Raw genomic sequence first — 26,256 nt, 5'->3', positions numbered from 1 at the left:
AGGGCAACGTAGATGAAAGTTTTATGGATCGCGCGGGAGATCCCGTTTCCGGCCGACAGTGGCGATCGGATATATACCGGGCAAATGGTTCGTGCCTTTGGTGACGCCAACGGCGAGGTCACGTTCGTCGGCATCGCCGATCAGCAAACCGGCCCCGCGCCGGTGGACGGCCCGGTACACTGGGACAGTGTGGCCTGCCAGCGCAACGGTCTGTTGCGCTCGCTGTTGAGCACCTGGCCCCTGGTGGCGGCGGTGCACGCCACCGCCGCCTATCGCGCCCGTCTCGACCAGTTGTTTACACAGAAGTGGGACGCGATCGTGTTTGACCACTACGCCTCCGGCTGGGCGTTGCAGCGCTTCCTGGCGACGCCGCAGGGCCGGTCGCCGCAACGCCCGGTGATCGCCTACCTGGCGCACAACCATGAGGAATTGGTGTTGCGCGCCATCGCCGCCGGCTCGGACGCCTCGCTGCTGCGCCGCCTCGGCTTCTGGCAAAACTACTACAAAGTACGGGCCATGGAGCGCTACATGGTCAACCACGTGGACCTGGTCACCGCCATCACCCAGGAAGACGCCGACAGTTTTTCGGCCCAGCGGCCCGGCTTGCGTACCATCGTGCTGACACCCGGCTACAACGGCGTGGTCAGCCCGGTGCGCGCCATCACTAGCCAGATTCCGCGCCACGTCATCATGGTCGGTTCCTTCCAGTGGGCCGCGAAACAGGAAAACCTGCGCCAGTTCCTGCGCATTGCCGACCCGGTGTTTGCCCGCAATGGCATTGTGTTCGACGTGGTCGGCAGCGTGCCGGAGGCGCTGCGCAACGAGTTGACGCCGCATCTGAAGGCGACCGTCCTGCACGGCTTTGTGCAAGATCCTGGTCCCTTGTTCGATGCTGCCCGCATCGCCCTGGTGCCGGAAGCGATCGGCGGTGGCTTCAAGCTGAAGTTCCTCGATTACCTGTTCCGCCGCATGCCGGTGGCGACGCTGGCGGACGCGGCGGCGGGCCTGCCTGCCGAACTGCGCGCCGCCATGATTCAGAGCGACACGCTGGCCGAACTGGCCGACACAGTAGTGGCGCAGATCGATGCCGTCGACCAGCTCGACGGCATGCAGCAGCGCGCCTTTGAGGTCGCTGGCAGCTTGTTCCAATGGCGCGACCGTGGCGAGGGCTTGCGCACCGCCATGTTCAACTGAGTTTCATGATCATTAATGAGGCTGGGGTCCTGCGGTGAGCACGCTCGCCGCAGGACCCCGGTTCCATCAGTCTTGCATAGGCTGCAGCTTTCCGGCGTGCTTTCCTGGCGCAGCTTTGTATTCCCAAATGGTTCGCTCCGGATAGGCGGCCTTCAGGACTGCCAACGGCGTTTCGCGACAATTTGCAAAGATGACGTCTTTCGCAGCGGCCTGTCGTGGCTCACCAATATCAACGCCGTTGCGAGCGATTCCATAAGCCGCCAGCTTGGCATAAACCCCACTGGATTCATCTACTTCTTTAGCGCATACGAGCGCATTGGTCATGCCACTGTTCTTGGCAAGCTCATAAATATCGAAGCGGCTCAATGTGATGGCCCGCATCTCAAACACCAAAAAGGCCGAGATGGTGGCAGCGTAGACGACGGAAACGGCGAGGGCGCCAGTGTAAAGATTGCGCCACAGCGCCGAGAAACGCGGCAATGCTGCGCCGATGGTGACCACTGCCAGCGGCCAAAAGTCAAAATAATAGCGCGGCCCCAGGCGGTGGCCAGGGTGCAAGGGGTAGAACACAAACAACAGCACGCCAATCGGCAGAATGATATCGGACGCGGCAAGGGTCTTGGTTCGCCACATTTTCCATATTGCCGAGATCCATAGCAGCAAGATCACGGGGCTGGTAAAGAGCGCGAGTTCCGGAAGGCTCAACAGTGTATGGCGCAATCCCTCCTTGATCGACGGCAAATCGAAATACAGGTGATCGACGGTGCGTCCGGCATACCAATAGACCGGCATGGTTGGGTGTCCGGTGATGGCGTATTGGTAGGCCAGCAAGCCAGCCAGGAATGGGATCCCGCCCAGGCCTATGCAAACGACGCGGGTAATCAGTTTTCCTGCGCGAACTTGATCGATGGCGACAGCGACGACGACAGCGACCGCCGCCACATTGCGCGTCAGCCCGAGCAAGCCGATGCACATGCCGAGCGCGATCAGCAGCCCAAGCCGCTGCGACTGCCTGGCGTGATAAGAGACCAGCATCGTTACCGCGCCCATAGCCGCCGCAGAGGTATGCGAGAACAGTGAGCCGCCGTTGAACAAGGTAAACGGCGTCAAGACGAAGAACAATACCGCTATCCAGGCGGCTTCACGATTGGCACGCACCTTGACGAGTTCGAACACTGCATACGCGGCGATGGCGGTACATACGCCATTCGCCAGGCGCCCGGTGGGCAACGAGCCGCCGAAGAGCGCCAGGATCAGCGGCCAACCAGGGGGGTATTGCGCCACCCACTTGGCGTCCTTGATCCAGATGTAGGTCGTGGTTTCAGCGGCCCCTAGCGGTGGCGGGGTATTCCAGAGCCGCAACGCCTTAAGTGTGTCGGCCTGAAACAGGTAGGCGTACTCGTCGCCCGACCATGCATAGCTAGCGAACGAAAACCAGCCGATGACTGCGCATATGGCTATGCTTAGCAATAACAGTGCAGGCACGGAGAACTTTCGTTCTTGCGGCAAGCGAGGGGGACCCGCAAGCAACAGCACCACGGCCAGGCCTATGCCTGACAGGCTAAGGGTCATGAAACTTTGGAAGCGAGGCCGTGTATTGCCGAAGAAAACGCTGGCGCCGTCCCAGACATGAAAGAATATGATACTGAGGATCGCAAAGGCGGCGATCGCTATGAGCGTATTCCGGTACGACGGATGTCGATCAAGACCTGAGGCGATCCGGTTGCGCATCATCAGTCCTGATGCGGAGCGCGGTGCGACAGGTAGGCAAGGCGGCGTACTTCTCTACGGCCATGCACTACCGTATCCAGAATCAATCCCGCAAAGACGCATAAGCCCGCGAGGATGGTCAAACCGGTAACGAGCACTGCGGTTGGCAAGCGTGGTACCAAGCCAGTTTCAAAATACGTGATGCCGAGAGGAATCGCCAGCACTATGCTCAAAATGAACAACAGGATCGCGAGCATGCCGAAGAACAGCATCGGCCGTTCAACACGGTAAAGCTTGATCATTGTCATCAGGATGCGCCATCCATCCCGATAGGTCGACAGCTTGGACACGGAACCTTCCGGACGCTCGCTGTATTTGGTTTCGTATTCGCTGACCGGCATTTTCAATTCCAGCGAATGCACACTCATCTCGGTTTCTATTTCAAAACCGGACGTCAGTGCAGGGAAGCTCTTGGCGTAACGACGCGAGAAAATCCGGTATCCCGACAGAATATCCTTGAAGGTATTGCCGAACATTTGCGCCAATAGTGTGGTCAGCATTTTATTGCCGAATTGATGGCCGCTGCGGTAGGCCAGATCCGAGGTATGCTTGCGTGAGCCGACGACCATGTCCAGCTCTTCGTTGACCAGCAACGCAATCATGTCGCGTGCAGCGGCTGCATCGTAAGTCGCGTCGCCATCGGTCAGGACGTAGACATCCGCATCCACATCCGCCAGCATGCGCCGGACAACGTTCCCCTTGCCCTGTTGGTGCTCGCTGCGTACGATGGCGCCAGCCGCGCGCGCTACTTCGATGGTGCGATCTTTGCTATTGTTGTCGTACACATAAATTTTTGCCTCTGGCAGCGCTGCGGCAAAGTCCTTGACGGTTTGCGCAATAGCAACTTCTTCGTTGTAGCACGGGATAATAACAGCGATCTTCAGCGGCATTTGTTTAGTTCTCCAAGTTTAACTGTGGACAGATTGTGAAGTAGAATATTACCGGCAGTGCAAAACCACCAACACTAAGGGAGTAGTTTAATCGTGAATTTTATAAAGATATTGGGAGCTCGTTATTCCAAGGTTATTCGCTTTGCGATAATCGGCGTACTTGCATTCTTTGTTGATTGGTTGGTGATGAAATTTTTCATAGATAGGCAAACTCATTTTCTGGTCGCCCGGCTGCTGAGTTTTCTAGTGGCAGTTTCATTTACATTTGTCTTAAATAAATACTGGACTTTTCGCAATGCTGAGCCAGCACCGATTCTGGTTCAGTTTTTCCAGTTTTTTGCCGCCAATTCTGTAGGTGGTTTAGTTAATTACACCGTCTCAACCAGTTCCTACTTTTTCCTTCTTAATTCCAATCCCCGTTTTATATGGCTCTCCCTGGTCTTTGGCAGCGCCGCTGGCTTTGTCTTTAACTTCGTCATGTCGAGCCGGTATGTTTTCCGCAACCGCTAGAGCCGCTGCTGAACCTCACGACCATTTCCACTTTGCAACTATATGTAAAACTTGACTAAGTTGGCAGTTTATCATCGCCAGTGCATAAGATCAATTGAAAGCAAGCACGATAAGTGCTGCGTGCACGACGCCCCCTCCTTGTGTGCGCCAGCTTGTGTGGTCGGACGGGCTGCGTAAAAGTTTCGATGGTGTGATTGGAATTGCATAGCCGATAGCCAGTTGACGACTACTTAAATTGCTGCTTTGAAAGCTCATAGTGGCTAAATACGTGCAAATTATTACCGCCGGATAAAACATTCTAAATTGCTACCAAGCCTAATGAGCCTTCTGGTTTTTTAAATCCACGTACCATTTTTCGCATTGCTGTGGCTGGACGTGGACATTTTCCTAATCGTAATGTGCTAAAGTAAAATTGCTCCAAAAGACGAGGCGTTGCTTGTGTTGTGATTACTCAACCATCCGGTCAGAAGATTATTGCTGAATGGAATCTTGGTGGTAGAATTGTTCTAGTCGGCAATATTTGGGCCAGCGGTGCAATTTTTATCACCGTCTCTGGCCCTGATTGTGTTTTTGCCCAGCTCTTGCGGCGCGGTACCGAATAGTATCAACTCCTCCCATCTCAGTCTAAAGGAAACACTATGAATCCCTCTTTGAAATTTCGTACCCGGCTGCTGGGTGGCATGATTGCCCAGGCGGCGGTTGTGACTGCGATGTTCACCACGCCGGTGTTCGCGGCCAGTTGGACCGCCAACTACAACATGTCGCTGGATGTGCCGACGGCAAAGGCCACCAGCACCTGTACGCTGGTTCCGGCCGGTGCCCCGGTCACCCAGGTGGCGCTATATCAGACGTTTATCGATTCCTTTAACACTCTTGATCTGAGCCTGCCCAACGGCTGGTCGCCGAATCACGACGGTGGCTACGACGAAGCCAGCAAGAAATTCCTCGGCTACGACTGGCCGGTCAAGCGTACTTTATCGGGAAATGCCGAGCAGGAAGTGTATGTCGATCCAGGCTACGCTGGTACTCTCGGCAAGCCGTTAGGACTGAATCCGTTCGCCCCGGTCAAGGGCGTGCTACACATTATCGCCCAGAAGACGCCGCCGGAGTTACTGCAGTATGTGGGGAATCTGCCGTACACCTCGGGCATGCTGAGCAGTCGCAAGATGCTGGTCCAACGCTATGGCTACTTTGAAATGAACGCCAAACTCCCAGTCGGGCAAGGTACATGGCCCGCCTTCTGGCTGCTCAACGCCGATCGCAAGTGGCCGCCTGAGATCGACATCATGGAGGCGCCGTCCAATCTGACAGCCACTGGCCAGGTCAGCGCCGGCGTGCACTGGGTGGATGCCACCGGCGCGGCGCGCTCCTCGGGTTGCCGCCCAACCACTAAGGTCAGCGATGACTTCCATCTGTATGGCGCGCTGTGGACGGCCGACCGCATTGTTTATTATATCGACCGCAAACCGGTCGGTCAGATTATTACTCCGTTGGGCGTGAATGGCTTCATGTACATGTTGGTAAATCTGGCCATCGGCGGTACCTGGCCAGGCAATGCTGACGCCACGACGCCGATCCCTGCCGATATGCAGGTGGATTGGGTGGCGGCATACACCGCTGGTTATACCGCTTGCACAGTATTGGCTAATGGTGTCAAGCAGTGTCCCGCGAAGTAATGCACTGAGCGACCGCTGAGGCGGACAGGAAAAAAATGACGGCCCGATCGTAAGCGCGATTGGGCCGTGTTTTTGTGCGGTGCGCGAAGGGAATGATGCATAATGCAAGTCTTTTGACGCCTAGTTGATTACTTGCGCCGCGACAGCGGCAGTACGAGACGGAACCATGCCTATTTCTTCCCTCAGCGCTGCGCGCGACCAACTGCCCCATGCTGACGGCCGTATTCACCAGCTTGATGGCCTCCGTGGCTTATTGGCGTTCTTCGTGGCACTGTTCCACCTGCTGGCGGCTCTGCCTGAGTTGTCGTCTTTCGTGCTTGGCGCGGCGCCGATTTTTCTTCAGGGTTGGTATGCCGTTGACGTGTTTTTTGTGATGAGTGGTTTCGTCATGCTGCATGTGTATGGCAGGACCTTTCGCGATGGCGTGACGCTGCCGTCTTTTCTAAGCTTTATGTGGGCGAGGGTTGCGCGTCTGTATCCAGTCCATTTGTTTGCCATGCTGGCGACGCTGGTGCTGATGGTGCCCATGCTGCGTCATAATCAGGGGGAGTTCCTTGCCTGGACGGGGCGCTACAGTTTGGGCACTTTTATCGGCTCGCTGTTGATGGTGCAGAGCCCATGGGTCGCTTACCGCAGCTGGAATTTTCCGGCTTGGTCGATCAGCGCCGAATGGCATGCTTATTTGTTGTTCCCGCTCTTGGTGTTGTTGTTGCGCAAATGCAGCATGCGATTATCCTGGGGATTGATCGGGATAGGAGCGGTGATTCCGCTGCTGTTGTACCTGTCGCCCTACGAAGTCGACCAATATCCTACCAATGGCGCGGTGGTGCTGATGAGAGTGTTGCCGTTGTTTGTCGTCGGCATGGCCTTGCATCTGGTGTGGTCGCATCTGCGGCACCTGCCTGCGGCGTTGGCGGCGGCTGTGGTGGTGGCAACGCTGGTTCTGTTGAGTATTCCGGCTGCCGCGCCATATGCTGTGCTGCTGGTGCCGTTGCTGGTGCTATCGGCGCTCTGCACGCCTTGGCTCCAGCGCTGGCTGTCCCGTGCGTCACTATTATGGCTCGGCAAAATATCTTACAGTCTGTATATGACCCATGCGCTGGTCGCCCTGTTGCTCAGCGTAGGGTTGAGGCATTTACACCGATGGCAGGGAGCGGATTTCTTGCTGGGTGTGGCGGCCTCACTGCTGATCTGGCTAATGGGGGCGCTGCTTTCACTTGGGGTGGGATGGGCGACCTGGAAATGGGTAGAGGTGCCGGGGCGGAGCTATTTGATGCGCTACCAAGGGATGTTTGCAAAACGATTCCCAGCGACGCCTCACGAGTCATCGCGTTGAACTGGATGTAAAAAAAAATTAAATTTCGTGCAGTGCACCATGTGATTTTGCAAGTCCTGGTGTAGAATTTATGGTATCAAAAATAATAATATTTATGCAATCAAACTTGGCAGCCTACCAATGACAGTAATTACAGCAGAAACCCAGGTCCTGATTGTTGTGCCGACGCTCAATGAAGAGGTCATGATCGAGCGCGTGCTGACGACGCTGATCGATGGCAGAGCCCCTTCGCCGCAGCGCACCTTCGTGGTGGCCGACGGTGGCAGCACCGATGCCACGCGCGCCATCGTTGGCCGCCTGGCGGCCGCGCGCGGCGACATCATCCTGATGGATAATCCCCAGCGTCGCCAGAGCGCCGGCATCAATCTGGCACTGGCCAGCCACGGCGGCCAGGCGGAGGTGCTGATCCGCTGCGATGCCCACGCCGAATACCCACCTCAATTTGTCGACAAACTGCTGTCCTCGCTGGTCACTAGCCAGGCCGAGGCGGTCGTAATTCCGATGGATTCCAGCGGTGACAATTGCACCCAGCGGGCAGTGGCGTGGGTCTCCGACACGCCGCTGGGCTCGGGCGGCTCGGCCCATCGCGGCGGCCGCGCCAGCGGCTTTGTCGACCACGGCCATCATGCGGCCTTTCTGGTGTCGAGCTTCCGTCGGGCGGGCGGCTACGATGAGAGTTTTTCCCACAACGAAGACGCCGAGCTGGATTGCCGCCAGCGCGCCTACGGTAGCCGGATTTTTCTGGATGCCGATATCCGCATCGGCTACGCGCCGCGCGACAGTTTGAGTGGCCTGTGGCGCCAGTATTTTAATTATGGCAAAGGCCGCTCGCGGACCATTCGCCGCCATCCAGGGTCGGTGCGAGCGCGCCAGTTCGCCGTGCCGGCGCATCTGGCCTTCTGCATGCTGGCGTTGCTGGTGAGCCCCTGGTTCCCGTATCTGCTGGCCTGGCCGGCGCTGTATCTGAGCATCCTCGCCGCTGGTTCGGTGGTGATCGCTAGCCGCCGTGGTTCCGTGTGCGGCCTGCTGGCCGGGCCGGCTGCGTTCGTCATGCATACATCGTGGGCGCTTGGCTTGTTCTGGGGGATGCTGACGGTCAACCAGCCGCGCTGGACGCCGCACGATGTGGCCGCAGCGGGCGGTACACCACCGCAGGACAGCCGCGCCGCGTGACGCCGGACGTTTGCGCCGATCACCTGTTTCGCTCACATGAGCTTTGATATATTGGGATTGAATGTAATGAAATACAAGACTTGCGTCATCTTTGGTGGAACCGGCTTCATTGGCAGCCATCTGGCCCTGCACTTGCTCGAGACCGGCCAGGCCGAGCGTATCGTGCTGGCCGACATTGCACCGCCGCGCGCTGACTTTTCGTTCGATGCCACGGCGGTGCAATACTTGGAAATTGATGTGCGCAAACCAATCCTGGCGGCCGTCATGCCTGCCGAGGTCGACCTGATCGTCAATCTGGCCGCGGTGCACCGGGAGCCTGGGCACGCGCCGCACGAATATTACGAAACCAACCTGCTGGGCGCGGAAAACGTCTGTGCCTGGGCCGAGCAGATCGGCTGCAACAACCTCATTTTCACCAGCAGCATCGCACCGTATGGCCCAACCGAGTCGGTCAAGACCGAGCAGTCGATCCCGGTGCCGATGAGCCCATACGGCGGCTCCAAGCTGGCTGCGGAAAAAATTCATTTGCGCTGGCAACATGGCGCGCCTGGCCGCCGGCTGGTGATCGTGCGTCCCGGCGTGGTCTTCGGCCCAGGCGAGCGCGGCAACGTCACGCGTCTGGTGCAGGCCACCATGCGCCGCTATTTCCTTTACATGGGCAACCGGGCTACGCGCAAGGCCGGTGGCTATGTCAAGGAGCTGGTGATCACCATGCTGTGGGCGCTGGAACGTCTGCCTGCCGATGGCGGTCACACGCTGTACAACTTCACCATGCAAAAGCCGCCGAGCATCGAAGAATACGTGCACACGGTGTGCGATGTCGCCGCTGTCAAACGGGTGGTGCCGTCGATTCCGTATCCGCTGCTGCTGGGCATTTCCTACGTGATCGAAGCGGTGGCGCGGCCACTGGGCATCAAGCAGCCGGTCAGTCCGGTACGTATTCGCAAGCTGGTTCGTTCGAACAATATCGAACCGGCGCTGCTGCTCAGCGAGCAGTACCCATACCGCTACACGCTGCAGTCGGCCATGTCGGACTGGCGGCATGACCGGCCGGACGAATGGCGTTAATCGGTGCGCTGGGAACCGGACGTATCGGTGTCATTAATTTGAGGGAGTGGCAATGCAGGCTAAGCTGATGGGAGCCAATAGGTATGGCTGGCAATTCTACATGGTGGTTTTGCTGGTGATCTGCCTGATTCAGTTCAGTGGGGTCTGGATTTATCCTGCCATCAAATTTGGTATGGCAGCCGGCATGACGGAAGACCGGCCAATTCACGTGATATATCAGCGCATGGTGTGGGTGCTGCTGATCTATGCGTTTATCCGGGTCGCCCAGCGTGGTTTGGGGGCGTTGGCAGTCTCCTTGCGCGCTTTCATGCCGTTTTTGCTGATGGGGCTGGTCGCCGCAGTTTTCGGTTACAGTCCGATCGACTCGATGCGTATGCTGATTATGTGGTGTCTGATGGCCGCCGCTGCGGGGATTCTCGGCGACAACCTGCCGCGGGAAAAGGCCGAACGGCTGTTGCTCTGGAGTGGCTCGGTTATTTTGGTCTTATGTATTGTGCTGGCGCTGGCAGTGCCTGATGTGGGGACCATGGCCTATGGTGGCGATCCGGTGTGGCGCGGCTTATTCACCAATAAAAACGAGTTTGGCTGGTTTGCGTCGCTGATGCTGCTGATGGCCGTGATGTTGCGCCGCCCCAGCGGCAACCGTCTGTCAACGGTGCTGGCCTTGCTGGCGCTGGTGTGCCTGCTGGGGTCCGACTCTAAAGGCGGGTTGGCGGCTGCGCTAGCCGCCTTGGCCTACATCTTTTTGTTGCGCTGGCTTATTCCGAAGGTGACGCCTGGTTTCGGCATTGCCTTGGTGCTGGTCGTGATGGTGGTCGGATTAGTGGTGTTTACGTTGGGCTACGTGCCTTTAGTGGAGTTGTTGGGACGGGACGCTACCCTGACTGGTCGTACCACGATCTGGCAAACATATTTTGCTTCGATGTCGGCCCACCCATGGCTGGGCTCAGGCCCGGGTGCATATACGGTTCAATCGCCGCTGACTGCCATGCTGGCCAGCCGGCTGGAGAGCTTTGGCGTGATCTATACGCCGCACAGCAGTTACCTCGGCGTGTTTGGTGACACCGGTTTATTCGGTCTGGTCATCTTTATCGGCATGCTCATCCACTTGGCCCTGGTTGAGCCGTTCTACCGGACGAACCGCATGTACTTGCTGAGCGGCAGCCTGTGTTTCCTGATTGCCGCCAGCGGCGTGGTGGAAACGCACAATACCTACACGCCGGGGCCGGGCTGGTTCCTGTTAATCCTGGTGCGCACGCTGGCCATCCGCGAGCGCGCCAACGCTGCCGGCGGCGAGCGGCGCGAGACGGCGGTGCCGTCGGGGCGCAGCACGGGCACCTATCGTTACGCACAACCGCTGCCGCGGCCCTAAGATAAAACAGGCCGCATTCGCGCCGTCGTCAAAGAAAGTTATAAGCCCATGTCTGAACCTGTTTTCAACGGCCTGAGTGTCGGCCTGTGCACCTACAAGCGGCGCGATTCGCTGGTGCGCTGTCTCGACCATATCGCCATCGCCGCGCGCGCCTTGCCGGCGCCGCCCAGCGTGATCGTGGTCGACAACGATGGCGACGACGCCAGCGTCGGCGCCGCCGTGCAGGCGTTCTCCGAGCGCTCCGGCTTGCCGGTGCACTACCGCATCGAAAAAACGCCGGGCATCTCGGCGGCGCGCAACGCCGTGTTCGATACCGCCAGCCAGCTCGGTGTGCGCTTCGTTGCCATGATCGACGACGACGAATGGCCATCGCCGGATTGGCTGCAGGAACTGCTCAAGGCTCAGCACGACAACAACGCGGTGGTGGTGGGGGCGCCGGTGCGTCCGGTATTCCCCGACAACGCCGCCCGCCTGAAAAAATATGCGCGCTACTGGTCGGTGGACAAGCAATTCCTGAACGGTAAGCCATTCGTGTTTTGCACCTGTAACTTCCTGATCGACATGCAGGCCTTGCGCAATGAGCCGCGTCCGCTGTTTGACGAGGAGTTCGGCCTGTCCGGCGGCGGCGACACAGTGTTCTTCCGCAAGCTGTTCTTCGGCGGCCATGACATGGCCTGGTCCGACGCTGCCTGGATCAACGAGGAAGTGCCGGCATCGCGCGCCTCGTTCAAATGGATGCGTCAGCGCCGCTACCGCGTCGGCAACCATGCGGTGCGATGGGAAAGTCTGGACGGCGGGGCGCTGAAATCGGTGGCCAAGAGTCTCGGGCTGACGCTGCGGCTGGCGATCTATCCGCTGTTCCGGCGGGAGCCGGAGTCGGCGTTGGTCGGCTGGCTGCTGGAATACGACAAGGTGCGCGGCCGCTGGGCGGCGCACTTCGGCGGCGTGTTCGTCGAATATGCGCGTCCGGCGCAGCCGGGCGAAAAGGTTTGCCGATGACGATGGTGGTGCGGAAGGGCGCAGCGTGAGCGCGGTAATGCGTGTGGTGCACCAGTTAGAGGCGCGTTTTCGGGTACTGACCTTCGCCCGCACCATGGTGCCGACGATGGGAGCGCTGGCGCTGCAATTTGTGACGTTTGCGATTACCGCGCGTGGCCTGGGCGTTGAGCAGTTCGGCCGCTACACGGCGTTGCTGGCCATCGTCGGCATAGGTGTCGAATTGACCGGCTTGGGCGGGGCTGACCTGCTGGTACGCGCGGTGTCGCGCGATCGCACGGCATTCCCCCGCTATTACGGCAACATGCTGCTGCTGGGGGCGTTGACGACGCCGATAGTGGTCGCGCTCGGCGTCGCGGTCGCGGTGGGCGCCATGCAGACCACGGTGGGCTGGCTGCCGCTGATCACCGCTCTGCTGGCGGAGATCGTCATCGCGCGCATGTCCGCGTCGCTGGAGCTGGTGATGGTCGCGCATGGCCATACCGTACGTGCCGGCTGGGTGCGGATGACCACCGTGGTGGTGCGCTTGCTGCTGGCTGTGGCATATTTCATGCTTTTCGGTTGGCATGAGCTGGATAGCTGGATTGCCGTGGTGTGCGCGCAGTCGCTGGTATTGACGGCGGTGTACGTAGGGATCGGCGCGCGCCTGTACGGCCGCCCGGTGTGGCAGTTGCTGCAGCATGAAATGGGCGGCGGCTTATCGTTTTGCATCACCCAGACGGCGCGTTCGGCGCAGAGTAATCTGGACCGGATGGTATTGAGCCGTTATGCCGACGACGCCACTCTCGGCCTGTATGGCGCGGCATCGCGCTTCATGCAGTTGGGGATGTTCCCGTTGCAGGTCGTGACGCGGATTATTTATCCGAATTACTTTGTGCACGGCAAAGAGGGAATCGCCGCCAGCCGTCGCTACGCGATCCGTATGACGCCGCTGCTGTTTGGCGTGGGCGTGTTGTCCGGTGGCGCGGTGGCCCTGGCCGCCTTGCTGGCGCCCTATGCGCTGGGCAAAGGCTATGAAGGCTCGACCGCAGTGACGCTGGGGCTGGCGTGCGCGCTGCCCTTCATGGCGCTCCAATATCCGGCTGCCGATGCGCTGACCGGCGCTGGGCGGCAGTCCTTGCGGGCGCTGATCTACAGCCTGTCTGCGGTCGGTTTCGGTTTTGTATTGTTGGGCGGCGCTTATCTGGGCGGCATCCGTGGTGTGGTGCTGGCATTCTTGCTGGGACATCTGCTACTGGCATTAATCTTTTGGGCCGTGGCGCTCTTGTGCCGCGATTCCCAGCCGGCGCAGCGCTGAGCCTGTGGTTTTGAAATTTATATTGGAGCTTTCATGAAAATTACCGTTATTGGCACTGGCTATGTGGGCCTGGTGACCGGCACCTGTCTGGCGGAAGTCGGCAATGAAGTATTGTGCCTGGACCTGGATGCCAGCAAGATCGCCATTCTCAATGGCGGCGGCATTCCGATCCATGAGCCGGGTCTGCTGGAGATGGTCAAGCGCAATGTCGCGGCCGGCCGTCTGAAATTCACCACCGACATTGAACAAAGCGTGGCCTTCGGCCAGGTGCAGTTCATCGCGGTCGGCACGCCGCCGGACGAAGACGGTTCGGCCGACCTGAAATATGTGCTGGCCGCCGCCCGCAACATCGGCAAGCACATGAACGAATACAAGGTGGTGGTCGACAAGTCGACCGTGCCGGTCGGCACCGCCGACAAGGTGGCCGCCGTGTTGCAGGAAGAACTGAGCGCGCGCGGCGTCGACACCACCTTTGCCGTGGTGTCCAATCCCGAGTTCCTGAAAGAGGGCGCGGCGGTGGAAGACTTCATGCGCCCGGACCGCATCGTGATCGGCACCGAAGATCCGAAAGCCGTGACCATCATGCGCGAACTGTATGCGCAGTTCAACCGCAATCACGACCGCATCGTGGTGATGGACCTGCGCTCGGCCGAGCTGACCAAGTACGCCGCCAACGCCATGCTGGCCACCCGCATCTCGTTCATGAACGAACTGGCGCTGCTGGCCGACAAAATGGGCGCCGACATCGAGCAGGTGCGGCTGGGCATCGGCTCCGATCCGCGCATCGGCTTCCACTTCCTGTATCCGGGCTGCGGCTACGGCGGCTCGTGCTTCCCCAAAGACGTGCAGGCGCTGATCAAGACCGCCGCCGAGAACGACATCAAGCTGAAGGTGCTGACTTCGGTCGAGGACGCCAATGAGGCGCAGAAGCAGGTGCTGCTGACCAAGATCAAGGCCCGCTTCGGCAGCGAACTGCAAGGCAAGAACTTCGCCGTGTGGGGCCTGGCCTTCAAGCCCAACACCGACGACATGCGCGCCGCCTCCAGCCGCACCTTGATCGAAGGCCTGTGGGAACTGGGCGCCACCGTCACCGCCTACGATCCGGTGGCGATGGACGAGAGCCGCCGCATTTACGGCGACGACGCGCGCCTGACTTATGCAGAAAACCACATGAGTACGCTGGACGGCGCCGATGCGCTGGTCATCGTCACCGAGTGGAAGGAGTTCCGCGTGCCGCAGTTCGAAGAGATCAAGGCCCGGCTGAAGTCGCCCGTGATCTTCGACGGCCGCAATTTATATGTGCCTGCGCAGGTGCGCAGCCACGGTCTGGAATATTTCGCCATCGGTCGCCGTTAAACCACCCACATTGAAAAACGAGGAAACCACGATGAAAGCAATGATACTGGCAGCAGGCAAGGGTACCCGCGTACGTCCACTGACCTACGATTTGCCGAAACCGATGATCCCCATCCTGGGCAAGCCGGTGATGGCTTACATCATCGAGCATCTGGAAAAATACGGCGTCAAGGAGATCATGGTCAACGTCTCCTACCTGCACGAGAAAATCGAGGAGTACTTTGGCGAAGGCCACCAGTACGATGTGCAGATCGGCTATTCGTTCGAGGGCTACACCACCGACAGCGGCGAAGTGGTGCCGCAGCCGATCGGCTCGGCTGGCGGCATGAAGAAGATCCAGGAATTCGGCGGCTTCTTCGACGACACCACCATCGTGCTGTGCGGTGACGCCGTGATCAACCTCGATATCAAGTCGGCGCTGTTCGAACACCGCCGCAAGGGCGCCAAGGCGTCGATCATCTGCCGCGAAGTACCGCGCGACAAGGTCTCCAGCTATGGCGTGGTGGTCAGCGACAAGGAAGGCCGCATCACTGCCTTCCAGGAAAAACCGAAAGTGGAAGATGCGCTGTCAAACTTCGTCAGCACCGGCATCTACATCTTCGAGCCGGAAATCCTCGACCTGATCCCGAGCGGCGAAGTGTTCGACATCGGCTCCGACCTGTTCCCGCTGCTGGTGGAAAAAGGCATTCCGTTCTATGCCCAGAACCGCAGCTTCAGCTGGATCGACATCGGCAGTGTCAAGGATTACTGGGAAGTGTCGCAAAGCGTGATGATGGGCGAAGTGGCCCACATGGACGTACCCGGCATTCAGCTGGCCGACGGCATCTGGTCGGGCCTCAACACCAGCATCGACTGGGAAGGCACCACCATCGAAGGCCCGGTGTATATTGGTTCCGGCTGCAAGATCGAGGCCGGCGTCACTATCATCGGCCCGACCTGGATCGGCCATGGCAGCCACATTTGCAAGGGCTCGACCGTGGTGCGCAGCGTACTGTTCGAGTACACACGCGTGTTACCTAATGTAAGTCTAGAGGAAATGATTGTTTTCAAAGATTACAGTGTCAACCGCGGCGGCGAGATGCGCCATATTTCCGAGTACGTAGAAGGGGAATGGGGCAATGCGCGTGACCGGCGCACCAAGCGTCGCCCGGCCGTTGAACAAGAACCTGCTGTTGTAAATGCAGCATAAAAATTAAAGGTAGTAAGCATGAAAATTTATCCAGTGATTCTGTCCGGCGGGGCCGGCACGCGTTTGTGGCCGCTGTCGCGCGCCGTGCTGCCGAAGCAGCTGTTGCCGCTGGTGTCGGAAAAAACCATGTTGCAGGAAACCGCATTGCGCGTGGCGGGCTGGCCTGGCATGCAGGCGCCGCTGGTGGTGTGCGGTAATGAGCACCGCTTCCTGGTGGCAGAACAACTGCGTGAAATCGGCCAGAAGCCGCTGGGCATCATGCTGGAATCGGTGGGCCGCAACACCGCGCCGGCAGTTGCCGCCGCCGCCCACTTCCTGGCCGCACTGGACCCGGAAGCCGTGATGCTGGTGCTGCCGGCCGATCACGTGATCAATGATGTCGCGGCGTTCCAGGTTGCCGTGCTGCGCGCGGTGGCGCAAGTCGGGCAGGGTGCGCTGGCCACGTTCGGCATCGTGCCGACCGCACCGGAAACCGGTTACGGCTACATCCGTCGCGGCAGTGCAGTGGCGGGGGCTGACGGCCTGTATCAGGTGGCCAGCTTCGTCGAGAAACCGGACGCCGTCAAGGCTGCCGAGTTCGTGGCATCGGGCGACTATTTCTGGAACAGCGGCATGTTCCTGTTCAGCGCCGCCAACTACCTGAAGGAATTGCAGGAATTCCAGCCAGCCATGGCCGGCGCGGTCAGCGCTGCGTTTACCAAGGCGTATCGCGACCTTGATTTCTGCCGCCTGAACGAAGAGGAATTCGCTGCCAGCCCATCGGATTCGATTGATTATGCAGTAATGGAACATACCAAGCAGGCCGTGGTGGTGCCGTCCGACATCGGCTGGAGCGACGTCGGCTCGTGGTCGGCGCTGCACGATGTGCTGCCGTCGGACGCCAACGGCAACGTCACCCGTGGCGACGTCTACCTGGACGGCGTACAGAACTCGCTGGTGCGCGCCGAAGGCCGTATCGTGGCGCTGGTTGGCGTCAAGGATCTGGTGGTGGTGGAAACCGCCGATGCCGTGCTGGTGGCGCACAAGGACCAGGTCCAGCGCGTCAAGCAGATCGTCGACCATCTGAAGGCCAGCGACCGCACCGAGCATATGTACCATACCCGCGTCTACCGTCCATGGGGCAGCTACGAGGGCATCGACCTCGGCGAGCGCTACCAGGTCAAGCGCATCACCGTCAATCCGGGGGGCAAGCTGTCGCTGCAAATGCATCATCACCGCGCCGAGCACTGGGTGGTGGTCAGCGGCACCGCCAGCGTCACCTGCGGCGACAAGGTGACTCTGCTGACCGAGAACGAATCGGTCTACATCCCGATCGGCACTACCCACCGCCTGGAAAATCCGGGCAAGCTGCCGCTGCACCTGATTGAAGTGCAGTCCGGTAGTTACCTGGGCGAGGACGACATCGTGCGTTTCGAGGATGTCTACTCGCGCGCATAAGCCGTACCGTGTCAGCCGGCAGCGCCAGCGCGGCGCTGCCTTGCTGGTGCTGCTGACCATGCTGCTGCTGAGCGTGGCGGCGGTGTTTGTCGGGAGTTTCCGCAGCAATGCCGTGGCCCGCGACGGGCAGGCGCTGCAAGTGATGGGCGAGGCGCGGGAAGCCTTGACCGGTTATGCGGTGCTGCATGGCCGGCTGCCGCGTCCGTCCGCCATGCCCACCTCCGGACTGGAAAATCCGACGCCCTGTGCCAGCGAACAGCAATGCACCGGCTATCTGCCGTGGGCCACGCTGGGTTTGCCACCAACGTACGCGCGTGGCAAACCGCTGCGTTACAGCGTCACTCCCGCGTTCGCCGCACCGACCACGGTGATGCGTCGCGCTATTCCGACCAAGACTATCTCCACCCGTCAGGGGGGACGTTTGCTGTATGTTGAGGGCAGTGCGCCATGTACGCTCGTGGTGCCATGCAGTCCGGCGGTCATTATTGCTGCTGGTAAATATCAAGGCGCTGGCGGTACTGATCAACAGTCTAATGATGTTGCGGTTGCACATTTCATCCAGCGGCCCGGCAGTGACCGTGAATTGGAGGCTGGCGGCGCCTTCGATGATCTGCTGGTCTGGTTGTCATACGACAGGTTGGTGCGGCGCGCAAGCAACACTGGGGCACTGGAGGGGAGTCGTTAATCTACCACAGTTTGGTGTAATTTTTGCATCATAATTATTTAAATTGCACTGTTTTCTACCCTGGAATAGTATTTTTTTGGCATAAAAGTGCACTTGAGAGGTGCAAATTTCATCAGGCGGAAAAACTTGCTAAGAGGAAAATGAATATTTCATTCTGACTAACAAAAATGAAAACATCGTGATATGATTTGTCTGTCTTAAGTTTTCCACCAATCTGTTTTGTGTGTAACCGCATTCCTACGTAAAAGGATTCATATGAAGATTAAATCTATTCTGGCTGCTGCTGCTCTGACTATCGTCGCAAGCTCCGCCTTCGCCACCAATACTGTTGTTACCCTGGTGCAAGATCCAGTTAATGCAGCGAAATACACCGGCGGCTTCAACATCAGCCACACTTCGGCATTCACCGACACCTTCACGTTCTCGCCTTCGTTTCAGAGCTCGACCGTTTCCACGGTGCTGACCTCGATCGGTTTCGACAAAGTCACCAACATCGACTTCACGTCGGTCAAGCTGAACGGCGTAGCGCTGAGCATCACTAACGGTGTGGTAGACGTTGCCCAAACGCTGACCCAGCTGAATCTGACTGGCCCACTGACCCTGGTTGTCAGCGGCAAGGCTGGTGTTGCAAACACCCCTAACTTCAACGCTAGCTACTCGGGCACCATCAACGTGACCGCTGTACCTGAGCCAGAAACCTTCGCCATGCTGGGCGCTGGCTTGGCGCTGGTGGGCTTCGCAGCTCGTCGTCGCAAGGCTGCCAATCAAGCATAATATCGCTGGTGCCGCTCTGCGGTGTTGCAAAAAATCGCGCCCTGAGGGCGCGATTTTTTTTTGTATGGGCTGCACTTGTGGTCTGCCCCGGCGCTAGCGCCGGGGAGAAGGATCACCGGTGCGTGGTGGTATATTGCCTTTCATGTCAACTTCTCGCGAGTTTGTCGCCACTTAGCGACAAACTCATCAGTCTTTTAAATTTGTAAAACATGCCGTTTGGAAATGTAAAATTAACACTTCCGTGCCCCACGGCGGAATGTTATAGCTGTGTTCTCAGCGCTAGCACATAACGCGAGGAAAATTTGTTAAATCGCCATTTTTTATGGGTCCGCACCGTTACAAAATATCTAAGCTATTTTCCATGCGCTTAGTTATTATTTTTATACGGGCAATCTATATCCCGGGCGTCGTGTCTTGGTGTTGACCTAGAAGAGGCAAATCATGAAAAAAATGTTACAGGCAGTAGCGGTTTCAGCGACGATGATGCTGACGGTGGCAGGTGCATCGGCAGCCACTACCGTGACCTTGACGGGAGCTGGTAGTTCGTATACCGGTGGTTTTAACGTCACCCACAGCAGTGCTGGCAGCTTTACAGACGAGTTTATTATCTCGCCTGAATTCCCCAGCACGACGGTGTCCGCAGTACTGAGTACTATCGGCTTCGAGCCTAGTCAGTACATTACGTTCAGCTCGGTAAAGCTCAATGGTATTGCATTAACGTTGAGCAACCTTAATCCCGGCGTGCTGGCTTACACACCATCTGAATTCGCGCTGAGTGGTCCAATCACGCTCACCGTGGTTGGTTCGTCGGGTGGCAACGCTTCTTACTCTGGCACGATCAACCTGACCGTGGTGCCTGAGCCGGAAGGCTATGCCCTGATGTTGGCGGGGCTGGGCGTAGTGGGTTATATCAGCCGCCGCAAACGGCATGCCAAGCTCGCTGCCTGACATGAGTTGCAGCATATCAATTGGGGCGCCGGTTAACCGGCGCTTTTTCATTTTATAATCAGGCCAATCACTATTCACTAAAGGCCTGCTTTGCGTTCATTCTCTAGTTTGTTGGCCATGGTCGCGCTGCTGGCTGCCAACACCGTCGGCGCTGCGGCGCTGGCGCCATCCCAGCTGGGTCTGGTCGTCAACGACGACGAACCGAACAGTGTTGCCATCGCCGAGTTGTATCGCGTGGCGCATCAGATTCCCGCTGCCAACATTGCCCACGTGCGCATTCCCAATCGCCCTCGCAAGATCAGTGCCGCGATGTTTGGAGATTTGAAGAAAGAGATCGACCGCCAACTGCCGGCCGACGTGCGCGCCACGCTGATGGTGTGGACCGCGCCGTACGCGGTGGAGTGCAACTCGATCACCTCGGCCTACACCAACGGCTTTGATGCCGAGCAGTGCGTCAAGACCTGCGGCCCCGGCAAGGAAAGCCCGTTTTTTGACAAGGCGCCGGCGGCGCCATTATCGCTGCCGACTAACGCCGGCCGCATCAGCATGCTGCTGCCGACAGATTCGGTCGAGCAGGCCAGGGCGCTGATCGCGCGTGGCACGGTGCGCTACATGACGCCGCCACCATCCACTGCTTATTACCTGGTGACCAGTGAAGTGGCGCGCAATTCGCGCGTGCAGTTCTTCCCGCCCAATGGCAAGGTGAGCGCCAAAAACCTGAACGTACGTCAGCTGAAGCAGGATGCGCTGGACGGCGCGCAGGACATCATCATCTACCAGACCGGCATGGCGCGCGTGGCCAAGCTTGATACCCTGCGTTTCATGCCCGGCGCGCTGGCGGACCACCTGACCTCGACCGGCGGCGACCTGCTGGGCGATTATCAGATGAGCAGCCTGCAATGGCTGACGGCGGGCGCCACCGCCAGCTACGGTACCGTCACCGAACCGTGCAACTACTGGCAGAAATTCCCCAATCCGGTGCTATTGCTGAAGAACTACATCAGCGGCATCACCGCCATCGAAGCCTACTGGAGCAGTGTGGCCTGGCCGGCGCAGGGCGTGTTCATCGGCGATCCGCTGGCAGCGCCGTACAAGCAGGGCGACTGACGCCTAGCGCGCGATGCGCTTGAAGTCGCGCAGGCGGAATCCCATCAGCAGCAGCGCGCCGAAGTACACCGCCGCGCAGACGCAGATCAGCAGCATCAGCGCGCCGAAGCGCAGCCAGGCGTGATGCTGCAAGCCCAGCCAGTCAATCTGCTGTGAGCCCAGCCAGGCGGCGCCGGCCATCAGTACACAGGCCACGGCCAGCTTGAAGCAGAAGGCAGGCCAGCCCGGCAGTGGGCGGTAAATATTGCGCCGGCGCAGACCGGCGTACAGGAAGCCGGCATTCAGGCAAGCGCCAAGGCCGATTGACAGTGCCAGCCCGGCCACTTGCAGGTAGGGCACAAACAGCCAGTTCATCAGCTGCGTGGCGATCAGCACGCCGATGGCGATGCGCACCGGCGTACGGATGTCTTGTTGCGCGTAAAACGCCGGCGCCAGGATCTTGACCAGGATGATGCCCAGCAGACCGGCGCAGTAGGCGATCAGCGGCCGTGCCGACTGCGTGGCCGCCTCGTCGGTAAAGGCGCCGTAATGGAACAGGGTGGCGATCATCGGCTCGGCCAGTACCGCCATGCCCACCGCCGCCGGCAGCGCCAGCAGGAAGGTCAGGCGCAGGCCCCAGTCCAGCAGTTCGGTATATTCGCGCGGGTCGTTGTCGGCCTGCGCCTTGGACAGGCTGGGCAGCAGGATCGTGCCCAGCGCCACGCCCAGCAGGGCGGTCGGGAATTCCATCAGCCGGTCGGCATATGACAGCCACGAAATGCTGCCCTCCACCAGGCGCGAGGCGATGCTGGTGTTGATCATCAGGCTGATCTGCGCGGCCGAGACGGCGAACACCGCCGGTCCCATCTTCTTCAGCACGCGGCGCACGCCGGGGTCGCCCATGCCTGCGAGCGGATTCCACGACAGCGTGGGCAGCATGCCGATCTTGACCAGCGCCGGAATCTGGATCGCCGCCTGCAGCACGCCGCCGACAAACACGGCAATGGCCATCGCATAGATCGGCTTTTCCAGATGTTGTTGCAGGAACAGCGACGCCAGGATCGAGGCAATATTCAGCAACACCGGCGTGAAGGCCGGGATCTTGAACTCGCGCCACGTGTTGAGTACGCCGCCGGCCAGCGCCACAAAGGCCATGAACGCGATGTAGGGGAACATCAGGCGCGTCATCCACACGGCGGCGTCGAACTCTTCCAGCCCGCTGGCAATCAGGTAGATGAATACCGGCGCGGCGATGATGCCAAGGATGGTGACGATCAGCGTGGCCCAGACCAGGGTGTTGCCGACATGGTCGACCAGCTGTTTGCTGGCCTGTTGCCCCTGCTTGTTCTTGTATTCCGATAGAATCGGCACGAAGGCTTGCGAGAACGCGCCCTCGGCAAACAGGCGGCGCAGCAGGTTGGGAATCCGGAAGGCGACGATGTAGGCATCGGTCATGCCGCCGGCGCCAAAGGCGCGGGCAATCAGGGTTTCACGCAGGAGGCCGGTAATCCGGGACAGCATTGTCATGCTGGAAATGGCGGAGAGGGTGCGGAGTAAGTTCATGGGACGTGATTATAGTTGCTCCTGCTGGTAAACATCGCTATAATCACAGGCTGTACAAAATTCTGTTGCGCAGACATTAATGTTTGGCAAGCAGTAGTTTGACTCACACGGTTCGCTCTGATGGCAACCTTGGACGCACCTGTTTGCCAAACATTAACGTTTGCAAACGCATCATTTACCTGTTTAGGAAATTTCATGGCAAATACCGCACAAGCGCGCAAACGCGCTCGTCAAGCAGTTAAGCAAAACGCTCACAACTCGTCGCAACGTTCGACCCTGCGCACCGCTATCAAAGCAGTGCGTAAAGCGATCCAAGCTGGCGACAAAGCAGCTGCAACGACCATCTTCCAATCGTCGGTTTCGACCATCGACAGCATCGCTGACAAGAAGATCATTCACAAAAACAAGGCAGCTCGCCATAAGAGCCGTCTGGCAGCTGCCCTGAAAGCACTGTCCGCTTAATTTCGTTCGCGAAGTTTAGCAACAGCCCGCTCCGGTTCGTCCGGCGCGGGCTTTGTCGTTTGTGCCCCGTCACACGGGGCTTGGATCAGCTGCGCAGATCCTGCGGCGCCACTGCCATCCACTCGCCCGGCATCAGTGGATGCGTGGCCAGCGAAATCCCGCCGATCGCCGTGCGCACCAGTCGCAGCGTCGGCAATCCCACTGCCGCCGTCATGCGCCGCACCTGGCGGTTCTTGCCCTCCTGTAGCGTAATCGCCAGCCAGCTGGTCGGCTGATCGGCGCGCTGTCGGATCGGCGGATTGCGCGGCCACAGCCACTCCGGTTCGGCAATGCGCACCGCCTTGCACGGCTGCGTCACAAAATCGCCCAGGTCGAGCGGCGCCTGCAGCTTCGCCAGCGCCGCCGCATCGGCCATGCCTTCCACCTGCACCAGATAAGTCTTGCCCTCCTTGTGATCCGGATGCGCAATCGCGTGCTGCAGCTTGCCGTCGTCGGTCAGCAGCATCAGGCCTTCGCTGTCGTAGTCGAGCCGGCCGGCGGGGTAGATGTTGGGAATGGTCAAATGGTCGGCCAGCGTGGCCTTGCCGTCCTGCGCCGAAAACTGGCACAGCACTTGAAAAGGTTTGTTAAATAGAATCAGGGGCATTATCGAAAACTGAAATTGGTGTAGGCTTGAAAACCATGGCGCCTCACTACGTACTGGGGCATAATGTAAAACAGGCGTCTTATATCTTATAGAAGACTAGTATTTCCCCTCGGAGAACCACGCATGTCCCAACATATCCAAGTACCGGCGGACGGCCAGAAAATTACCGTCAACGCGGATTTTTCCCTGAATGTACCAGATAACCCGATCATTCCCTATATCGTTGGCGACGGCACTGGCCGCGACGTCACGCCGGTGATGCTGAAGGTGGTCGATGCGGCAGTGGCCAAGTCCTACGGCGGCCGCCGCCAGATCAAGTGGATGGAGGTGTTCGCGGGCGAAAAGTCGACCCAGGTCTACGGTCCCGACGTCTGGCTGCCGGAAGAAACCGTGGCGGCCGTCAAGGACTACGTGGTCTCGATCAAGGGCCCGCTAACCACGCCGGTGGGCGGCGGCATCCGCTCGCTCAACGTGGCGCTGCGCCAGCAGCTGGACCTGTATGTCTGCCTGCGTCCGGTGCGTTATTTTACCGGCGTGCCGTCGCCACTGAAAGAGCCGGAAAAAACCAATATGGCGATCTTCCGCGAGAACTCGGAAGACATCTACGCCGGCATCGAATTCGAGCAGGGCTCGGAAGGCGCCAAGCGCCTGATCGATTTCCTGGTCAAGGAACTGGGCGTCAACAAGATCCGCTTCCCTGAGACCTCCGGCCTGGGCATCAAGCCGGTGTCGGTGGAGGGCACCGAGCGCCTGATGCGCAAGGCGATCCAGTACGCCATCGACCACGACAAGCCATCGGTGACGATTGTGCACAAGGGCAACATCATGAAGTACACCGAAGGCGGCTTCCGCGACTGGGCTTATGCGCTGGCGCAGAAGGAGTTCGGCGCCGAGCTGATCGACGGCGGCCCGTGGTGCAAGTTCAAGAATCCGAAGACCGGCCGCGACATCCTGATCAAGGATTCGATCGCCGACGCCTTCCTGCAGCAGATCCTGCTGCGTCCGGCCGAGTACAGCGTGATCGCCACCCTGAACCTGAACGGCGACTACATGTCGGACGCGCTGGCGGCGCAAGTGGGCGGCATCGGCATTGCGCCGGGCGCCAATATGTCGGACTCGGTGGCGATGTTTGAAGCCACCCACGGCACCTCGCCGAAATACGCCGGCAAGGATTATGTGAATCCTGGCTCGCTGATCCTGTCGGCGGAAATGATGCTGCGCCACATGGGCTGGACCGAAGCGGCCGACCTGATCATCAAGGCCATGGGCAAGGCCATCACCTCCAAGCACGTCACCTACGACTTCGCGCGTTTGATGGAAAACGCGGTGCAGGTCTCGTGTTCCGGCTTTGGCGATGTCGTGATCGAGCAGATGGAATAAAAAAAGCGGCCTCGGCCGCTTTTTCTTTTTGCGCGGTTAGCGCATGCAGAGTTGCAACGCCGTCTTCCAGTCCGGCAGATGGCAGAAGCGCGCCATCAGTCGCTCGGACGACATCACCGAGTACTGTGGCCGCTTGGCCGGAGTAGGGTAGTCGGCGGTGGTGATCGGCAGCACATTGCACGACAAGCCAGCCTCTTCGATGATGGCCTGGGTGAACTCATGCCAGGTGGTCTGGCCTTGCGCGCTCAGGTGGTAGATGCCGCTGTTCTGGTCCCACCACGCAGTGCCGCCGGCGTGCGCCTGCGACAGCACCTGCGCCGTGGTATCGGCGATGGTGCGGCTCCAGGTCGGCGCGCCGTGCTGATCGGCCACCACGCGCAGTTCGTCGCGTTCCTTGGCCAGGCGCAGCATGGTCAGCAGGAAGTTCTTGCCGCGCATGCCGTACACCCAACTGGTGCGGAAGATCAGGTGCGGAATGCCGGCTGCGGCAATCGCCTGCTCGCCGGCCAGCTTGCTGGCGCCGTAGACGTTCAGCGGGGCGACCGCATCGTCTTCCCCCCGCGCGGACGGCTGCGAACCGTCGAACACGTAGTCGGTCGAATAGTGCACCAGCGCCGCGCCGAGCTTCTTGGCTTCTTCCGCCATCACGCCGGGCGCTTCGGCGTTGATGCGGTAGGCCAGCTCCGGTTCGCTCTCGGCCTTGTCCACCGCCGTGTAGGCGGCCGGATTGACGATCAGCTGCGGCTTGACGCTGCGGATCACCTCGCGCACCTGGTCCAGGTTGGACAGGTCCATGACGTTGCGGTCCACCGCCACCACGTCGCCCACGCCCTGCAGGCTGCGCGCCAGCTCGTAACCGACCTGGCCGGTGCTGCCAGTCAGCAGCACTTTCATGCGAACACCTCGGCATTGGCAAGCAGCGAAGCCGCCTGGTCCTTGCCAGACAGCAGCGGCGCCGTTTCCAGCGCCGGCCATTCGATGCCGATCGCCGGGTCGTTCCACAGGATGGCGCGCTCATGCTCAGGCGCCCAGTAGTCGGTGGTCTTGTACAGGAACTCGGCGGCGTCGGAGGTCACCACGAAGCCGTGCGCGAAACCGGGCGGTATCCACACCTGGCGCTTGTTCTCGGCCGACAGTTCAATGCCGAACCACTGGCCGAAGGTCGGCGAGCTCTTGCGGATATCGACAACGACATCAAACACCGAACCGGCGGTGGCGCGCACCAGCTTGCCCTGGGCCTGCTGGATTTGATAGTGCAGGCCGCGCAGCACGCCTTTGGACGAGCGCGAGTGGTTGTCCTGCACGAATTCACCGGTATAGCCGGTCAGCTCGCCAAAGCGCCTGGCGTTGAAACTCTCAAAGAAAAAACCACGGTCATCGCCAAATACCTTCGGCTCCAGCACCAGCAAGCCTTCCAGCGGCGTCTTAATCACATTCATCGTTGTACC

General features: G+C 59.5%; 24 protein-coding genes. 18 read left to right on the top strand and 6 right to left on the bottom strand.

The genetic code is table 11. The features are described 5' to 3' along the window. The first annotated feature begins 84 nt into the window (after window positions 1-84). Entirely contained in the window at window positions 85-1,194 is a 1,110-nt protein-coding gene (locus tag GTP69_RS21955; protein ID WP_161056857.1) for a glycosyltransferase family 4 protein, read from the top strand. 66 nt (window positions 1,195-1,260) lie between these two features. Here the strand turns inward: GTP69_RS21955 and GTP69_RS21950 are convergent, their stop codons facing one another. Both GTP69_RS21950 and GTP69_RS21945 read right to left on the bottom strand, forming a co-directional pair. After that, complete coding sequence (locus GTP69_RS21950; RefSeq protein WP_161056856.1) at window positions 1,261-2,928, bottom strand: ArnT family glycosyltransferase; 1,668 nt, start codon at window positions 2,926-2,928, stop codon at window positions 1,261-1,263. After that, window positions 2,928-3,854, bottom strand: coding sequence for a glycosyltransferase family 2 protein (locus GTP69_RS21945; RefSeq protein ID WP_161056855.1), 927 nt, complete (start codon window positions 3,852-3,854; stop codon window positions 2,928-2,930). The genes GTP69_RS21950 and GTP69_RS21945 overlap by 1 nt, the downstream gene beginning before the upstream one ends. Before the next feature lie 93 nt (window positions 3,855-3,947). On the opposite strand from GTP69_RS21945, the gene GTP69_RS21940 reads away from it, so the two are divergent. The 15 genes from GTP69_RS21940 (at window position 3,948) to GTP69_RS21870 (ending at window position 20,778) form a co-directional block, all read left to right on the top strand. After that, on the top strand, window positions 3,948-4,364 hold the full coding sequence (locus tag GTP69_RS21940; RefSeq protein WP_161056854.1) for a GtrA family protein: 417 nt from the start codon (window positions 3,948-3,950) through the stop codon (window positions 4,362-4,364). Between the two features lie 638 nt (window positions 4,365-5,002). Next, window positions 5,003-6,040 (top strand): glycoside hydrolase family 16 protein, encoded by a 1,038-nt coding sequence (locus tag GTP69_RS21935; RefSeq protein WP_161056853.1) that lies wholly within the window; start codon window positions 5,003-5,005, stop codon window positions 6,038-6,040. A gap of 166 nt (window positions 6,041-6,206) precedes the next feature. Then, entirely contained in the window at window positions 6,207-7,376 is a 1,170-nt protein-coding gene (locus tag GTP69_RS21930) for an acyltransferase family protein (RefSeq protein WP_161056852.1), read from the top strand. Window positions 7,377-7,496: 120 nt separating this feature from the next. Beyond that, the gene (locus GTP69_RS21925; RefSeq protein ID WP_161056851.1) at window positions 7,497-8,549 is read left to right on the top strand and encodes a glycosyltransferase family 2 protein; all 1,053 of its coding nucleotides are present in this window, start codon (window positions 7,497-7,499) and stop codon (window positions 8,547-8,549) included. Window positions 8,550-8,615: 66 nt separating this feature from the next. Then, entirely contained in the window at window positions 8,616-9,617 is a 1,002-nt protein-coding gene (locus GTP69_RS21920; protein ID WP_161056850.1) for an NAD-dependent epimerase/dehydratase family protein, read from the top strand. Window positions 9,618-9,669: 52 nt separating this feature from the next. Next, window positions 9,670-10,989 (top strand): O-antigen ligase family protein, encoded by a 1,320-nt coding sequence (locus GTP69_RS21915; protein ID WP_161056849.1) that lies wholly within the window; start codon window positions 9,670-9,672, stop codon window positions 10,987-10,989. A gap of 48 nt (window positions 10,990-11,037) precedes the next feature. Next, window positions 11,038-11,988 (top strand): glycosyltransferase family 2 protein, encoded by a 951-nt coding sequence (locus GTP69_RS21910; protein ID WP_161056848.1) that lies wholly within the window; start codon window positions 11,038-11,040, stop codon window positions 11,986-11,988. 25 nt (window positions 11,989-12,013) lie between these two features. After that, window positions 12,014-13,282 carry a lipopolysaccharide biosynthesis protein gene (locus GTP69_RS21905; RefSeq protein ID WP_161056847.1) on the top strand — a complete coding sequence of 423 codons (1,269 nt, stop codon included), beginning with the start codon at window positions 12,014-12,016 and terminating at the stop codon, window positions 13,280-13,282. 33 nt (window positions 13,283-13,315) lie between these two features. Next, window positions 13,316-14,638 carry a UDP-glucose dehydrogenase family protein gene (locus GTP69_RS21900; RefSeq protein ID WP_161056846.1) on the top strand — a complete coding sequence of 441 codons (1,323 nt, stop codon included), beginning with the start codon at window positions 13,316-13,318 and terminating at the stop codon, window positions 14,636-14,638. Between the two features lie 31 nt (window positions 14,639-14,669). Then, window positions 14,670-15,827, top strand: a complete 1,158-nt coding sequence (locus tag GTP69_RS21895) for a nucleotidyltransferase family protein (protein WP_161051184.1) — start codon at window positions 14,670-14,672, stop codon at window positions 15,825-15,827. 18 nt (window positions 15,828-15,845) lie between these two features. Beyond that, the gene (locus tag GTP69_RS21890) at window positions 15,846-17,264 is read left to right on the top strand and encodes a mannose-1-phosphate guanylyltransferase/mannose-6-phosphate isomerase (protein WP_161056845.1); all 1,419 of its coding nucleotides are present in this window, start codon (window positions 15,846-15,848) and stop codon (window positions 17,262-17,264) included. Between the two features lie 40 nt (window positions 17,265-17,304). Then, window positions 17,305-17,949, top strand: coding sequence for a hypothetical protein (locus GTP69_RS21885; protein WP_161056844.1), 645 nt, complete (start codon window positions 17,305-17,307; stop codon window positions 17,947-17,949). A 255-nt stretch (window positions 17,950-18,204) separates the two neighbouring features. Next, on the top strand, window positions 18,205-18,723 hold the full coding sequence (locus GTP69_RS21880) for an FxDxF family PEP-CTERM protein (RefSeq protein ID WP_161056843.1): 519 nt from the start codon (window positions 18,205-18,207) through the stop codon (window positions 18,721-18,723). Window positions 18,724-19,164: 441 nt separating this feature from the next. Continuing rightward, the gene (locus GTP69_RS21875; protein WP_161056842.1) at window positions 19,165-19,671 is read left to right on the top strand and encodes an FxDxF family PEP-CTERM protein; all 507 of its coding nucleotides are present in this window, start codon (window positions 19,165-19,167) and stop codon (window positions 19,669-19,671) included. Between the two features lie 90 nt (window positions 19,672-19,761). Then, complete coding sequence (locus GTP69_RS21870) at window positions 19,762-20,778, top strand: TIGR03790 family protein (protein WP_229261087.1); 1,017 nt, start codon at window positions 19,762-19,764, stop codon at window positions 20,776-20,778. 3 nt (window positions 20,779-20,781) lie between these two features. Here GTP69_RS21870 and murJ read toward each other — a convergent pair whose 3' ends face one another. Then, on the bottom strand, window positions 20,782-22,320 hold the full coding sequence (murJ, locus tag GTP69_RS21865) for a murein biosynthesis integral membrane protein MurJ (protein ID WP_161056841.1): 1,539 nt from the start codon (window positions 22,318-22,320) through the stop codon (window positions 20,782-20,784). A 195-nt stretch (window positions 22,321-22,515) separates the two neighbouring features. Between murJ and rpsT the strand changes: the two genes are divergently transcribed. Beyond that, entirely contained in the window at window positions 22,516-22,782 is a 267-nt protein-coding gene (gene rpsT / locus GTP69_RS21860) for a 30S ribosomal protein S20 (RefSeq protein WP_110846758.1), read from the top strand. Window positions 22,783-22,867: 85 nt separating this feature from the next. Here rpsT and GTP69_RS21855 read toward each other — a convergent pair whose 3' ends face one another. Then, a complete protein-coding gene (locus GTP69_RS21855; protein ID WP_161056840.1) occupies window positions 22,868-23,428 on the bottom strand; it encodes a pseudouridine synthase in 561 nt (186 codons plus the stop codon). Window positions 23,429-23,551: 123 nt separating this feature from the next. Here GTP69_RS21855 and icd point away from each other — a divergent pair, with 123 nt between their 5' ends. Beyond that, window positions 23,552-24,808: an NADP-dependent isocitrate dehydrogenase gene (icd, locus tag GTP69_RS21850; RefSeq protein WP_161056839.1), complete on the top strand. Its 1,257-nt coding sequence runs from the start codon at window positions 23,552-23,554 to the stop codon at window positions 24,806-24,808. Window positions 24,809-24,844: 36 nt separating this feature from the next. On the opposite strand, the gene rfbD is transcribed toward icd, so the two are convergent. Then, window positions 24,845-25,702, bottom strand: a complete 858-nt coding sequence (rfbD, locus tag GTP69_RS21845; protein ID WP_161056838.1) for a dTDP-4-dehydrorhamnose reductase — start codon at window positions 25,700-25,702, stop codon at window positions 24,845-24,847. Next, window positions 25,699-26,247 (bottom strand): dTDP-4-dehydrorhamnose 3,5-epimerase, encoded by a 549-nt coding sequence (gene rfbC / locus GTP69_RS21840; RefSeq protein WP_161056837.1) that lies wholly within the window; start codon window positions 26,245-26,247, stop codon window positions 25,699-25,701. Before rfbC ends, rfbD begins: the two co-directional genes overlap by 4 nt. Between the last annotated feature and the right edge of the window lie 9 nt (window positions 26,248-26,256).

The sequence above is a fragment of the Duganella levis genome (genome assembly GCF_009857605.1).
Lineage (GTDB): Bacteria > Pseudomonadota > Gammaproteobacteria > Burkholderiales > Burkholderiaceae_D > Rugamonas > Rugamonas levis.
This window is presented reverse-complemented; position numbering and strand designations above follow the sequence as displayed.